We start from the raw sequence: 12799 nt of genomic DNA on the forward strand, positions 1-12799 counted from the left end.
GATGTACGTGCTGGTCGTCTACGAGTCCATGTTCGGCAACACCGAGGCCGTCGCCCGCGCGATCGGCGAAGGACTGGCCGAACATGTGCAGGTGCGCGTCGCGCAGGTCAGCCAGTGGCCCGACGCCACGGGCGCGGACGCCGTGGTCGTCGGCGCGCCGACCCACGCGTTCGGCCTGAGCCGTCCGGCGACGCGGGCGGACGCGGTCCGCCAGGGTGCCGCAGCGTCCCCGGAAGTCGGCGTCCGGGAGTGGCTCGCCACGCTCGCCCGGCCCGGCCTGGCGGCGGCCTTCGACACCCGCATCGCCAATCCGCTCCTGCCCGGCTCGGCGGCGAAGAAGGTGGTGAGGACCCTGGCCCGCGCGGGATGGCGCCTGGTGGTCCCGGCGGAGAGCTTCTTCGTCGGCGGCACCAAAGGACCGCTGCGCAACGGTGAATTCGACCGCGCTCGCCGCTGGGGAGCGGAACTCGCGGCCCGGATCACGGCACCGCAACCACTTGGCTGACGCTGCTCCGAGCCGACCGACGGTCGGGCGGCGGATTCGCAGGATCCGGCGGCCAGCGGCCACGACCAGTGACGCCATGTCACACCCGGTCATGACACGGTGCCACTGACACGTCGGCGAGGTCCGCGCTGTCATTGGTGCATGTCCACCACCCGACCGCTACGACATCCGTCTGACGCGTCCCCCGCACCGGAAAGGAGGCCTGGGTGACTTCTGCGCGTTCCGCGCTGAATGCCGACATGGTGCCCCGTCGTCCCCGGCGGTGGCTGCGGATCGTCTCCGGCATCTTCGTCACCGTCGTGACAGTCATCAGCCTCGGCGTGGCCGCTGCCCAGCTCGGCCTGCCGTGGCAGATGGGCGAGGGTGACCGCAACCACGTCTACGACGGTCCCGCCGGTTCGCAGCGCTACCAGGTCCATCTTCCGCCCCAGCACGACGGGACGGCCCGGCTGCCGGTCGTGATGGCGATCCACGGTTGCGCGATGACCGGCTACGGGTGGAACTCGATGAAGGCCACGACCCAGTTCAACCGGCTGGCCGACCGGGAAGGCTTCATCGTCGTCTACCCCACCCAGTTGATCTCCCGCAACGTGATCGCCTGCTGGAACTCGGCTGATCCTCGGGAGCAACACCGGCACACCGGCGAACCCGCGCTGCTGGCCGGTGTCGCCCGCCAGGTGGTCGAGAAGTACGGCGGGGATCCGGCGCAGGTGCACGTGGCCGGCGCGTCGTCAGGGGCGGGTACCGCTGTCATCCTCGCCGCGACCTATCCCGACGTCTTCGCCACGGTGACCTCGGTCGCCGGCGGTGAGTACGGGCTCAACCAGGTCGACCCGGACGACCCGGACTCGACGTCGCCGCTGGACACGGCGCGTCAGGCCTGGGCACAGATGGGCGAGCGGGCCCGGCAGGTGCCGCTGCTGGTCATTCAGGGCGAGCAGGACGAGGTCGTGCCGCCCCTGGTCGCCACCCGACTCGTCGCGCACTGGACCGCGGTGGGCGACCTTGTCGACGACGGGTTGCCCAACGACAGCCTCGGCCTGACCGAGGAGACCGTGTCCGTACCGGCCGCTGCGGGCCGACACGCGTACACGCATTCGACGATCACCACACCGGACGGCTCCTCGATCGTCGAGTCGTACCATGTCCAGGGCATGGGCCACGCCTGGCCGGGCCCGGATGGCGACGGCAGGTACACCGACCGCGCGGGCCCCGACGCCAGCCAGATTGTGTGGGAGTTCGCCGAGCGCCACCCGATGCGCTGACGACCTGATCAAATCGGCGACCGGCAGGGCCGATGAGCCGGTTTGGTGCGGCCGGCACCCGGGGAGATCACAGAGATGTCTTTCTGGAACTGGTTCACGAAGAGGCGTAGCAGGAAGATCGAACAACAGCGCACCGAGGCCGTGGCCAGGGCGATGGCCCGTGGCGCCACCCCGGAACAGGCAGTAGCCGCCGGAGAACGCGCTGCGCACGGTATCACCCGCACCACGATGTCGGGCACCATCAACACCTGATCCGTACGCGCGGCCGGGACGTCTCGTCCCGGCCGCGCCCCGCACGGCGCAGGACCGTCCTGCTCCCAGTTCAGCGGACCTCTCCGAGGCACGTTCCGGCAGGTTCTCTGGCTTCCTTGCGGCAGGGGCCGGCCGGTCCAGCCGGTGGTGGACCGCGATTCAGAGGCTGAGTGCTGCGATCTGGAGCAGGTACCACAGCGCCGCGCTCAGGGCACCGCTTGACACGGCGGTAGCCAGGAGCACTGGCACGTTGCGCCAAAGACGGTGCACCGTCGCCAGCCAGGCCAGGACGACGATCGGAAGGGCAATTGTGATGAGCTGCCCGATCACCACTCCTCGGACGAAATCTGCGTGCCCCGGGTCGGCAACGGTCAGTACCTGCCAGGGTGGCGCCAGCATCACGGCGTACCACCCTTCGCCGGAGAGAAGGCCGCACACCGCGCCCAGGGCCAGCGCGGAGGTCGAGGCCTCGCCGGTTCGCACGACGTGGCCGAGCTTTCCAAGAACCGGTCCGGCAACGATGGACCCGATCAGCCACAGCGCCGTCATGACGGCAACTGAGCGCAGCCCCAGCAGGTCGGCCGACGAGCCGTCCTCCAGCGTGCCCCCACTCCATCGACGACTGACCGTGAGCACAAGCAGGTAGTAGAGCAGGGTGGCAGTCACCAACAGAGCGGTGGCACCTGCCACCGCTCTCCTCCCCGTGGCAGCCCAGCGGCCGATCAGGAACGCCGCCAACCCCCACGCGAAGCCGCTGCTGGTCAGCGCGATCAGGACCTGCCCCACCACGCCCGCGACGGAGTCGGCCAGGAACGCGAGCAGCCCCAGCACGACAGCAGCGGCCGCGACCATCGCTACCTGGGTACGACGGGATCTCAGGACAGCAATGTCTGTCACGCCCGCCTCCTTCACAGGGGGCGCCGACCCTACCAAGGCCCGGCATCGCGGCAGTTCCTTCGAACACTGTGGAAATCGGTTGTCACAGGTGGTGCGCTTTGTGAGGTTGAGGGGGTGAGCACCGACCCCGACCTCGTTCCGGTACCGGCCCGCCGCCTCGTCGACGCAGCGCTGGTGCGCCGACTGGTGGCGAACCAGTTCCCGCAGTGGGCCGATCTGCCCGTTCGGCCGGTGCCGCGCGGTTGGGACAACCAGACGTTCCGGTTGGGTGAGCACTTGTCGGTACGGCTGCCCACCGCGCAGGAGTACGCCCTGGCAGTTGACAAGGAACACCGGTGGCTGCCGGTACTCGCGCCGCAACTGCCGCTGCCGGTACCCGTGCCGGTAGCGCGCGGCGTCCCCGCCGACGGGTACGGCTTCGGCTGGTCGGTCTACGCGTGGATCGACGGCGAACCCGCCCGTCTCGACAGCGTCGGCGACCTGACCGGGTTCGCCGACGATCTGGCCGCGTTCCTCGTCGCGCTGCGCCGCGTCGATCCGACAGCGGGGCCGCAGCCGGGTCTGCACAACTGGTTCCGGGGCGGGCCACTGCGCGTCTACGACCCTCAGGTCCGCAGGGCGGTCGAGGTCCTGGACCGCCGGATACCCGGCGAGATCGTCACCGAGATCTGGCGGTCGGCGCTGGAGGCGGTATGGGACGGCCGACCGGTGTGGTTCCACGGCGACGTGGCACCGGGTAATTTGCTGACCCGTGACGGCGCGCTCGCCGCCGTCATCGACTTCGGCACCTGCGGTGTCGGCGACCCGGCGTGCGATGTGGCGATCGCCTGGACGCTGCTGTCCGGCCAGAGCCGCGAGGCCTTCCGCGCCCGGCTCGATGTCGATCCGGCGACCTGGGCTCGTGGGCGGGCCTGGGCGTTGTGGAAGGCCCTGATCGTCTACGCCGGCGCGCTACCCGACGACCGCTCCGTGGCGGCAGAGGCCCACCGCGTCATCGACGACATCGTGTCCGAGTACGTGACACCCGGGCGGTGACCCGAGCGCCCGGTACAGGTCCTGACAGGACGCTTCGAGGGGTGCTGTCGACGGGCACGGTCGCGGGACCCAGGCGGGATGACAGGCTGGGCAGGTGACTCACTCGCTCGCGCGCCGCGTCTATGACACCTGCCATCTCACCGGCCGGTTCCGTCTGCGGTCCGGTCAGGTCAGTGCGGAGTACTTCGACAAGTACCTGTTCGAGGGAGAGCCGGAGCTGTTGCGCGAGGTGGCCGAGGCGATGGTGGCCTTGCTGCCGGAGTGCGACGTGCTGGCGGGGATGGAGATGGGCGGTATCCCTCTCGCCACGGTGATGTCCCAGCTGACCGGGCTCCCCACGGTCTTCGTGCGCAAGCAGGCCAAGGAGTACGGGACCAGCAAGGTGGCCGAGGGCGGTCCCGTGCAGGACCGACGGGTCGTCCTGATCGAGGACGTGGTGACCACCGGAGGAGCACTACTGGCATCGTGCGGTCAGCTGCGGTCAATCGGCGCCGAGGTGGAGACGGTGGTCTGCGCCATCGACCGCGAGCAGGGTGGTCGGGAGAAGCTGGCGGCCGAGGCACTGCACCTGCGTGCCGCACTCACCCGCCGGGACCTGGAAGCGTCGCTGATGGCGTGACAACTCTGGTGCCGCGCGACCCAGCGGCTTTCCCGGTGCGCTCGGCCACGTTCCTGCCCCGGTTCATCCATGCCAAAGTGATCTACGGTGCTCTGCGGCGGCCAGCAGAGACGGAGGAGGGCTCACGATGGGTCGGACCCGGTTGTACCTCGTCCGGCATGGCGAACAGGACATCGCTGCTGGGGTCCGAGCGGATGGCGGCCTCTCGCCACTGGGCCGTGAACAGGCGGACCGGTTGGGTCGTCGACTGCGCGGAGTGCCTTTCGCAGCGATCCACCACAGCCGGTCGGCCAGAGCGACCCAGACCGCCGACGTCGTCGCCACCCACCTCCCCCAGGTGCCGCGGCACAGCTGCGACCTGGTGGCGGACCGAACGCCAGTGCCCTCCGCCGGGCAGCGTGGCCGCTACCCGGACCGGTGGCACGCCTGGCTCGATGGCGTACCCGACGACGAACGCGACGAAGACGCCACAGCCCTTCAGGCCGCTGTCGCCCACTTCGGCGTCACCAGCGACGTGGACCGACACGAACTGCTGATCACCCACAACTTCGTCATCGGCTGGTTCGTCCGTCACACGCTGGACGCCCCGACGTGGCGATGGATCGGCCTCAACCAGGCCAACTGCGCGCTCACCATCGTGCATTGGGACTCCGACCGGCCGCCAACCCTGGTCAGCTTCAATGACACGGGGCACCTGTAGCCCGTACGGCAGCCACCCGACGGCTACACCGCCGGCCATCCTGCCGGGTTGCTCACCGACTCCCGCGAGATATCCGAGCCGGTCTCCGGCCACACCCCGAACTGTTCCTCGTGCAGATGCGCGAAGAGGTAGCAGAGCCCCTCGCATTCGGCGTCGAGTACGGCCATCGCCGGGTCAGCCTGCACCGCCTCGTAGAACTCCCGGCCCATTGCCACGATGAACCCACGGGCGTACAGGAAGCCGTCGTCGGAGCCATCCGTGATCTCCTGGATGTCCGCGCGGTCGATGTCGTACAGCTTCCGCTCGACGACCCGGTCGAGGGCAACCAGCTCCGGGCCCGTCAGCCCGGCACTCACACTGCGCAGCGCCCCGAGGAACGGGTCAAGCCACGTGTCGATCGCATACAGATCATCGTCGTCATCGCTGTGCGGATCCCGACGGAGCAGGGCAAGGCGCAGGGCCGCCGGCTCCGGGCCCAGCTGGGCCCACGCCCGCTCCACCAACATCCAGAAACGGGCTTCCTCCTCGGCCGTCGGCAGCAGGGAGGAAGCAGCAAGATCGGTGCCAGTCATGGGCGGGGACGGTAGCCGAACCCACCGACAATCGGCTGGTCTGCTCGCCGCTGCCCGACCGGTCCCATCGAGGGTGCGGTGCCGCTACCGGCCAGTCCCGCTGGGCAATTCGGCGGCGTGCGGCAAGGATGGGTCCGGTGACAGTCGTTCGTGGCCTCACCTTCGATGTGTCCCGAGCCATCGGGGCCATCAGGGCGCTGCTGACCGGGCCGATACCGTCCGCAGGCAGCCCCACCCTGGTCGAATCCGACCCGCAGTCCGGCGAATGGCTGGCCACCCGTGCTACCGGCTTCGTCCTGGTGCCACTGTGGGAGGGACCGGACCTCACTGGTCTACGTGACCCGGAGTGGACCGGACACCTGGAAGCCGGCGACCGACACCTGGCCATCCTGACCCGGACGCTGGACGAGCAGTGGGGCCGACACCGGGTCCTGACCGTCGACTACCTCATCCGGAACCCACAGGCGGACCGTCCGCCGATCTACGAGGCCGTGCTTCGTCAGGACCTCTACGGCGACCTGCGCGTCTGGACGCCCGACCAGGCGCCGGGCCGGCACCTCGCCCTCGTCCTCGGCCACAGCGACGGCGACCAGCCCCTCACGCTCGCCGCGCTGGTCACCGCCGGCCCGGTCCCCGAACTGCCCCGCTGACCAGCATCGGCAGGCCGGCGTCCGGTCGACAGTCTCCGCGAACGAGATCGCGGCCTGCTGACCGTCACTTGCGGACCAGTCCGCCGATCTCGTCGACCTCTGCCGTCCTCGGCCCGGGTGCGGCGACGCCCGCCCGGCCGGCACTGGCGATCAGCGGCTCGGCCAGCAGGACGACGAGCGCCCCGACGGTCAGCAGGCCGCCGGCCAGCGCCGTGCTGCGCACTCCGTAGTAGGGCAGGATGACGGCCCCGAGCAGGGATCCCCCGGCGATGCCGACGTTGAAGGCGGCGGAGTTGCCCGCCGCCGCCAGGTCGGAACGTCCCGGAGCCACTTCGAGTACCCGGTTCTGCAGCGCCGGCGTCAGCGCGCCCAAGGCGAACCCGGTCAGGGCCAGCAGCGCCCCGGTCGCCAGCGTCGAATCGGCCAGGACGAACATCGCGATCAGGACGATCGCGAGCAGCAGGACCGGTGTCACCATCGCCACCCGCTGGTTGCGGTCGCTCGCGATTCCGCCCACGGCGATACCGGCGAAGTTCGCGAGTCCTCGGATGAGCAGGAGAAGACCGACGGCCGCCGGGGCGAACCCGGTGACGTCGGTCAGGAACACAGCCGTATACGTGAACGCCGTGAACAGGCCGCCCACCGACAACGCGGTGGCGATCACGACTGTCGCGTAGCGGCGGGTGTCCGGGCTGGTACCGGTGAACGCGTGGCTGGCCATCATCGGCGTCGACGGCATCAACGTCACGATCGCCACGAACGCGGCAAACGCCAGACCGGCCAGGGCCAGGAACGCCGCACGCCAATCAAGCTGCTGTCCGAGCCAGGTACCGGCCGGCACGCCGAGCATCGGGCCGAGGGAGGCCCCGGCGAACACGACAGCGGTGACCTTCCCGCGCACCCGCAGCGGGAACATGCCCGCGGCGGCCGGCGCCACCACTGCCCAGAACAGTGCCTGAGTGAGTGCGACGACCACTCGTGCACCGAGCAGCACCTGGTAGTCGCGGGCGGCGGCCGAACCCACGGTGGCGACGACCAGCACGCCCAGCAGGACGATCAGCAGGCGACGACGCGGTACCCGCTGGGTGAGGTAGGTCAGCGGAACCGAGACGACCGCGACGGTGGCCGCGTATCCGGTGACGAGCAGGCCGGTGTGCGACACCGACACGTTCAGATCGGTGGCGATGAGCGACAGGATCCCGATCGGCAACGTCTCCATCGCGACGTAGCAGAACGCCGAGATGGAGAGCGCGACAAGCGCCCCGATCGCCCGTGGCGCAGCGGATGTCACCGGCTCCGCTGGTTCGTCACGACCGCCCATCGGGCGCCCTCCGTTCACCGACCACCATGGAGCCTCCCGGATACTGCGGCCGGGTCCGCCCGGGCGCTACCGAGCGTACGGCCACGCATGCGCCACATCGCCGCTTGCTTCGGCCCTCGTTTGATAGATCATGTCGCCATGGCCGGTCTCGTCGAGATCCACATTCCGTTGGTGCCTGCTACAGGTGGTGAGCCGAGCGACTATGCGTATCCCTGGATCGACCAGGTCGAAGACCTCCTGAGCGACTTGGAGGACGATGGCACGGTCGAGGTGTACGACGACGGCGAGGAGAACGGCGACGTCTATGTCTTCTTCATCGCCGGAGCGACCGAGGCCAGCTTGCTGGCCGCCGCTTCACGGGTAGCTGCTCTCGACGGCGTGCCGGCCGGTGTGTTCGCCGTGGTCGCCGATGATGCGGCTCCCGACGGAGCAGGACGACGGGTCGACCTCCCGGTCACCGGGGACGCTGGCCAAACCCGCCCGGGCCTGGACCTGCCTGAAGATTGAACGACAGCGGGAGCAACCGACTCCACAGGATCCTGCGGGAAGAGGACGGTTGTTGATTGAGCTGCGGTACGTGACCGGGCGCAACTGGTCGTCGTCGCCTACGAAACGGGCCTGGTCGAGCCGGGCGGCGTACGCTGAGCGGGTGGTCCGGATCGACGGGAGTCATGTCCCGACACGGTGCCCGACTGCGCGGGGTCAGCGGCGGCGGGCCTAGGTCGTCCGACGCCCGCGAAGACCCGGGCGGCGGCGACCGCCTGCTTGCGCGCACACCGCATCGATGCGCCCCCGCAGCCGTCGCCGTCGTAGTTCAGTGCGGCGATCCGGCGGTGTGGGGAGAGCCGCATGCCCTTGGTTCTCCCCTGATCCGGGGCGGGGAAGTCAAGGCCCACCGGTGACGCGTATCCGGTCGCGGCGATGATGTGGTCGAACCGCTGCACGCTGCCGTCGGAGAACTCGACCCGATCGCCGTCGACCCGGACGACCCGGGTGGGCATGCGCGTGCAGTTAGCCGCGACCGCCGCGGGGCTCTTGGTGATCACGAACCCGCGAGGTGGTTCGCCTCTCGTGGCATAGCGCACGCACGTCCCCAGCATGGCGAGGGGAGAGTGCCGGGTGAGCAGTCGTACCCGGCGCCCGGTGCACCACGACAGCCGGATGTCGGGCCGCTCCTCGATGATCTCCTCGCAGACCTCCACCCCGCTCTGCCCACCGCCGACCACGAGGACCGACTGGTGGGTCCCGATGTGCGAAAGGTCCCGGACTTCGGAGGCGTGGCGGCAGGTGTCCCCCGTTCGTTCGAAGGGGATGTTCGGCGTCCCGTAGTGGCCGGTCGCGACGACGACGAACGCGTACGGCAGCTCATCGGCGGGGGTCGCCACGCGGACATGCGACTCGTGTTCCGTCACCCGCTCGACGCGGGTGAGGAAGCGTCTCCGCTGGAGGTGGGCGCGCTCGTCGGACCAGGACCGCAGAACGGCGCGGAACTGCTGCACCGTCACCGTGGGTTTCGTCCTGAGTTCGGGCGCGACGCACCACCCCGGGTTCACCAGCTCGGTACTCTCGCGGGTCTTGCCCCACGGCATGGCCTGCCAGATTCCACCCGGTTCGGGATCCGACGAGTACCAGTCCACCGCGATCCCGCGGCGGGTGAACTCGCGGACGGCCAGGATGCCGAAGACGCCGCTTCCGATCACGGCGCAGTTGCTCTCCGTTGCCATGCGACCGAACTTCCTCTCCGGGGCACCGGTCCTCCCCTTTGCGACGCCCGGTCAGCCTAACGAAGTAACTACCGAGTAGACAACAGCTCTCTAGTTGAAAGTTACTTCCAGGAATCGTTATCCCGCTTCGAGGTCCCGCTGGCGGTAGCGCACTGTCGACGCGGCGACGAGCACGACGGCGAGAACGGTCATGGTGAGAGCCGCAGGCCAGTCCCAGGCGTCGCGGGGTACGGCGCCGATCCACTGCACCGGAGAGAACTCACGTGCCCACGTCGGAAGCTCCAGCAGGTCGGCGCGGAGGGAGACGACGACACCCCAGCCGACCGGGAGCCAGGCGACGGGGACCGCGCGGGGACTCAGCGAGTGCACCGCCACCGCCCCGCCGACGAGCAGGACCACGGCGGCGGCGTAGGACAGGGTGGCGGTCAGGCCGGTGCCGACGTAATGGCTCTCGCCGAAACCCGCGGCGAGGCCCAGCCCGGTGGCGAGGCCACCGCAGAGCAGCACCAGCAACGACCACCCCGTCACGATCAACGTGGCGGACGTCCACCACCGCCACCGGCTGACCATTGTGGACAGGCTGTACCCCACCCGGCCGGACGACTCCTCGGCGGCCAGCCACTGCGCCATCTGGATTCCCGCGGCGGCGGCAAGCAGCGCGTTGAGCTGAACGAAGATCGTCAGAGTGGCGTTCACGCTCGCGTCCTGGTCGGCCTGTGTGGCGGCGTCGAGATGGTTGATCTGCGGGACGAGATAGCCGAAGGCGAAGGCGAACAGCACGCTGCCGCCGACCCACCCCGCGCCGAGACCACCGGAGAGTCGCAGGAGCAGAGTGAAAGGGGTACGGACCCAGCCCGGCGCGGTGGCCGGCCCCGGCCGCGGGGCGATGATGCCGGCCCCCTGGTCCCGCCGGGCCGCGACCGCGGCGGTGGCGGCGAACAGGCCGACGGCCAGGGCGCCAGAGGCGATCCAGGGCCACGTCGGTGGATCCGGGGCGAAGGGTCGCACCTCGGCCAGCCACGACTGCGGATTCCAGCCCACCGCGTCCCAGTGCCGCGCGTCCACCGCCGCCCGGGCCAGGTAGCTGATCAGCCACAGACCCGTCGCGAGGAGGTAGGCGGTCCGGGCGGTCCGGCAGCACTGGGCGATCAGAGTACCGACGGCGGTGAAGACGACCATGAACATCGCGAGTCCGCCGGCGTAGCGCCATGAGCCGCCGAGGGGGAAATCCAGCGCCGTCAGCCCGATCGCGGTGAGCACCGCGGTCAGCGCCGCCGTGATCAGGGCGGCGGTCACCCCGGCCGCAGCCGGCGCCAGCCGGTGGACCGGGTAGGACGTCAGGAGGTCGAGGCGGCCGGTGTCCTCGACACTGCGGGTGAACCGGATCGCCAGGTGCACGCCGATCAGCGGAATCATGATCAGGGTCAGGTAACCCATCTCGTTGACCAGGATGCCGCCCAGAGTGTTCAGGGTGTATCCACGGCCCTGAAGCGCCGCGCTGCCGTTCAGCAACTCGTAGACGCCGGCGTACCGGTCGCGGCTGGCCTGGTCGGCGTACGTCCCGTTGATGGTGGCCGCGCTGGCCACCACGAGGACGGCCACCAACGCCGGCCAGCCGAGCACCTGGAGCCAGCCGGTACGCAGGCTCAGTGACAGACAGCGCCCGTATCCGGTCATCGCACCGCTCCCTCGGCAAGGGCGGTCGGCACCTCGTCGCGGTAGTTGGAGAGAAACAGCTCGTCGAGACTGGGTGGCTGCACCGTCAGGGAGGCCGGTTCGGCGGCGGCGACACAGCCGACGGCCGCACCCAGCGCCCCGGGGGCGGCGCGGAAGCCGACGTGGACGCCGTCCGGTCGTGTCGACACGACCAGGTCGACGAGACCATCGAGTTGGTCCAGGCCGGACACCGGGTGTCGGGTCACCGCGGCCACCCGGGTCAGGGTGTGGCTGCGCAGGTCGGTCAGCGTACCGCTCCTGATCACCGTGCCCCGCCTGATGATGCTGACCCGATCACACAGGACCTCCACCTCGCTGAGGATGTGGCTGCTCAGCAGCACGGTGCGGCCCTCGTTCTTCAGTTCCCGGACGCACTGCTGGAAGACCTCCTCCATGAGCGGGTCCAATCCCGAGGTCGGCTCGTCGAACAGGAAGAGGTCGGCATTCGTGGCGAGCGCCGCGACCAGCGCCACCTTCTGCCGGTTGCCCTTGGAGTAGGTGCGCGTCCGCTTGGTCGGGTCGAGCTCGAACCGGTCGATGAGCTGCTGCCTGCGGCGCGGATCGGCGCCGCCGTGCAACCGGCCGAGGACGTCGATGCTGGCGCCACCGGTCAGGCCGGGCCACAACGCCACGTCACCCGGCACATACGCCAGGCGCCGGTGGGCCGCCACCGACCGGGTCCAACAGTCCAGGCCGAAGATCATCGCCCGGCCGGCATCCACCCGCAACTGGCCCAGCAGGGCCCGGATCGTGGTGCTCTTGCCGGCGCCGTTCGGCCCGAGAAAGCCGTGCACCTCACCCTGGGTGACGGTCAGGTCCAGGTCGTTCAGGGCGACAGTGCCGCCGAACACCTTGCGCACACCACGCACCGCAATCGCGTCCATACCAACCATCATGACACGTTGTGGAAGTGGCTGTCATCTTGAGGTCAGCTTCCTTCATGGGTAGGATTTTCACATTGTTACACTCAACGGCATGCCGCTCAGCCTGCGTCAGCGCAACCGGATGGCCGCGATCCGCGCCATCCAGGACACGGCCATGGAGTTGTTCGACTCCCGCGGATTCCACAGCGTCACCATCGACGACATCGCGCGGGAAGCGGCGGTGTCCCCATCCACCTTCTACCGCTACTTCGGCTCCAAGGAGGGCCTGTTCACCGTCGATCCGTTCGCCGCCGTCGGAGCGGACGGCTTCGACGAGGTCCTGGACCTCGACGACCTGCCCGGCACGATGACCCGCCTCGCGGACAGCGCCGGTGGCGGAGGACCGTGGCGCGGCATGCGTTACGTGTTGGAGGAGCCCAGCGTCCGGGCAGCCGTCTACGCCACCATGGACGCCATGGTGGAGCGCATCGCCGCCGCCCTGGCCGAGCGCGGACACGGCTCGACCTCGGCCAGGGTCCTGGCCCGCACCTACATCTTCGGCGTCTACTTCAGCGCCCTCGAACAGTGGCACAACGACGGCCGCGCCCGGCCCATCGCCGAGTACGCGCGCGAGGCGCTGGACGCCATCCCGTCCGGACGGGAAACTGTCGGATGATCCA

The 12799-nt window shown here is 69.6% G+C and carries 15 protein-coding genes; 9 read left to right on the forward strand and 6 right to left on the reverse strand.

Features of this window, described 5'->3' with window-relative positions:
• Position 1 precedes the first annotated feature (1 nt).
• From AB0I71_RS20085 to AB0I71_RS20095, 3 genes are all read left to right on the forward strand, one after another.
• Complete coding sequence (locus AB0I71_RS20085; protein WP_357586693.1) at positions 2 to 505, forward strand: flavodoxin domain-containing protein; 504 nt, start codon at positions 2 to 4, stop codon at positions 503 to 505.
• A 206-nt stretch (positions 506 to 711) separates the two neighbouring features.
• Positions 712 to 1770, forward strand: a complete 1059-nt coding sequence (locus AB0I71_RS20090) for a PHB depolymerase family esterase (protein WP_357586694.1) — start codon at positions 712 to 714, stop codon at positions 1768 to 1770.
• Between the two features lie 75 nt (positions 1771 to 1845).
• A complete protein-coding gene (locus tag AB0I71_RS20095; protein WP_357586696.1) occupies positions 1846 to 2022 on the forward strand; it encodes a hypothetical protein in 177 nt (58 codons plus the stop codon).
• Positions 2023 to 2181: 159 nt separating this feature from the next.
• Here the strand turns inward: AB0I71_RS20095 and AB0I71_RS20100 are convergent, their stop codons facing one another.
• Positions 2182 to 2934 carry a DUF6518 family protein gene (locus tag AB0I71_RS20100; RefSeq protein ID WP_357586698.1) on the reverse strand — a complete coding sequence of 251 codons (753 nt, stop codon included), beginning with the start codon at positions 2932 to 2934 and terminating at the stop codon, positions 2182 to 2184.
• Between the two features lie 99 nt (positions 2935 to 3033).
• Between AB0I71_RS20100 and AB0I71_RS20105 the strand changes: the two genes are divergently transcribed.
• The 3 genes from AB0I71_RS20105 (at position 3034) to AB0I71_RS20115 (ending at position 5273) form a co-directional block, all read left to right on the forward strand.
• The gene (locus AB0I71_RS20105; protein WP_357586700.1) at positions 3034 to 3954 is read left to right on the forward strand and encodes an aminoglycoside phosphotransferase family protein; all 921 of its coding nucleotides are present in this window, start codon (positions 3034 to 3036) and stop codon (positions 3952 to 3954) included.
• Between the two features lie 94 nt (positions 3955 to 4048).
• The gene (gene pyrE / locus AB0I71_RS20110; protein WP_357586702.1) at positions 4049 to 4573 is read left to right on the forward strand and encodes an orotate phosphoribosyltransferase; all 525 of its coding nucleotides are present in this window, start codon (positions 4049 to 4051) and stop codon (positions 4571 to 4573) included.
• Between the two features lie 127 nt (positions 4574 to 4700).
• Positions 4701 to 5273 (forward strand): histidine phosphatase family protein, encoded by a 573-nt coding sequence (locus AB0I71_RS20115; RefSeq protein ID WP_357586704.1) that lies wholly within the window; start codon positions 4701 to 4703, stop codon positions 5271 to 5273.
• Positions 5274 to 5296: 23 nt separating this feature from the next.
• Here the strand turns inward: AB0I71_RS20115 and AB0I71_RS20120 are convergent, their stop codons facing one another.
• A complete protein-coding gene (locus tag AB0I71_RS20120; RefSeq protein WP_357586706.1) occupies positions 5297 to 5845 on the reverse strand; it encodes a DUF4240 domain-containing protein in 549 nt (182 codons plus the stop codon).
• Between the two features lie 137 nt (positions 5846 to 5982).
• Here AB0I71_RS20120 and AB0I71_RS20125 point away from each other — a divergent pair, with 137 nt between their 5' ends.
• Complete coding sequence (locus AB0I71_RS20125; protein ID WP_357586708.1) at positions 5983 to 6495, forward strand: hypothetical protein; 513 nt, start codon at positions 5983 to 5985, stop codon at positions 6493 to 6495.
• 64 nt (positions 6496 to 6559) lie between these two features.
• Here AB0I71_RS20125 and AB0I71_RS20130 read toward each other — a convergent pair whose 3' ends face one another.
• Entirely contained in the window at positions 6560 to 7816 is a 1257-nt protein-coding gene (locus AB0I71_RS20130; RefSeq protein WP_357586710.1) for an MFS transporter, read from the reverse strand.
• Positions 7817 to 7954: 138 nt separating this feature from the next.
• Here AB0I71_RS20130 and AB0I71_RS20135 point away from each other — a divergent pair, with 138 nt between their 5' ends.
• Positions 7955 to 8323: a hypothetical protein gene (locus AB0I71_RS20135; protein ID WP_357586712.1), complete on the forward strand. Its 369-nt coding sequence runs from the start codon at positions 7955 to 7957 to the stop codon at positions 8321 to 8323.
• 98 nt (positions 8324 to 8421) lie between these two features.
• On the opposite strand, the gene AB0I71_RS20140 is transcribed toward AB0I71_RS20135, so the two are convergent.
• From AB0I71_RS20140 to AB0I71_RS20150, 3 genes are all read right to left on the reverse strand, one after another.
• Positions 8422 to 9540, reverse strand: a complete 1119-nt coding sequence (locus AB0I71_RS20140) for an NAD(P)-binding domain-containing protein (RefSeq protein WP_357586714.1) — start codon at positions 9538 to 9540, stop codon at positions 8422 to 8424.
• 117 nt (positions 9541 to 9657) lie between these two features.
• Positions 9658 to 11217: a hypothetical protein gene (locus AB0I71_RS20145; protein ID WP_357586715.1), complete on the reverse strand. Its 1560-nt coding sequence runs from the start codon at positions 11215 to 11217 to the stop codon at positions 9658 to 9660.
• Positions 11214 to 12140, reverse strand: a complete 927-nt coding sequence (locus tag AB0I71_RS20150; protein ID WP_357586717.1) for an ABC transporter ATP-binding protein — start codon at positions 12138 to 12140, stop codon at positions 11214 to 11216. The genes AB0I71_RS20145 and AB0I71_RS20150 overlap by 4 nt, the downstream gene beginning before the upstream one ends.
• Positions 12141 to 12231: 91 nt before the next feature.
• Between AB0I71_RS20150 and AB0I71_RS20155 the strand changes: the two genes are divergently transcribed.
• Positions 12232 to 12795 carry a helix-turn-helix domain-containing protein gene (locus AB0I71_RS20155; RefSeq protein ID WP_357586719.1) on the forward strand — a complete coding sequence of 188 codons (564 nt, stop codon included), beginning with the start codon at positions 12232 to 12234 and terminating at the stop codon, positions 12793 to 12795.
• Positions 12796 to 12799: the final 4 nt, after the last annotated feature.

This window comes from Micromonospora sp. NPDC049891, assembly GCF_040660295.1.
Lineage (GTDB): Bacteria > Actinomycetota > Actinomycetes > Mycobacteriales > Micromonosporaceae > Micromonospora.

What these genes read in the sequence shown, in the direction of transcription:
- AB0I71_RS20085 (WP_357586693.1), top strand. Translation starts at nt 2, where the DNA reads ATGTACGTGCTGGTCGTCTACGAGTCCATGTTCGGCAACACCGAGGCC.
- AB0I71_RS20095 (WP_357586696.1), top strand. Translation starts at nt 1,846, where the DNA reads ATGTCTTTCTGGAACTGGTTCACGAAGAGGCGTAGCAGGAAGATCGAA.
- AB0I71_RS20115 (WP_357586704.1), top strand. Translation starts at nt 4,701, where the DNA reads ATGGGTCGGACCCGGTTGTACCTCGTCCGGCATGGCGAACAGGACATC.
- AB0I71_RS20120 (WP_357586706.1), bottom strand. Translation starts at nt 5,845, where the DNA reads ATGACTGGCACCGATCTTGCTGCTTCCTCCCTGCTGCCGACGGCCGAG.
- AB0I71_RS20130 (WP_357586710.1), bottom strand. Translation starts at nt 7,816, where the DNA reads ATGGGCGGTCGTGACGAACCAGCGGAGCCGGTGACATCCGCTGCGCCA.
- AB0I71_RS20135 (WP_357586712.1), top strand. Translation starts at nt 7,955, where the DNA reads ATGGCCGGTCTCGTCGAGATCCACATTCCGTTGGTGCCTGCTACAGGT.
- AB0I71_RS20140 (WP_357586714.1), bottom strand. Translation starts at nt 9,540, where the DNA reads ATGGCAACGGAGAGCAACTGCGCCGTGATCGGAAGCGGCGTCTTCGGC.
- AB0I71_RS20145 (WP_357586715.1), bottom strand. Translation starts at nt 11,217, where the DNA reads ATGACCGGATACGGGCGCTGTCTGTCACTGAGCCTGCGTACCGGCTGG.
- AB0I71_RS20150 (WP_357586717.1), bottom strand. Translation starts at nt 12,140, where the DNA reads ATGGACGCGATTGCGGTGCGTGGTGTGCGCAAGGTGTTCGGCGGCACT.
- AB0I71_RS20155 (WP_357586719.1), top strand. Translation starts at nt 12,232, where the DNA reads ATGCCGCTCAGCCTGCGTCAGCGCAACCGGATGGCCGCGATCCGCGCC.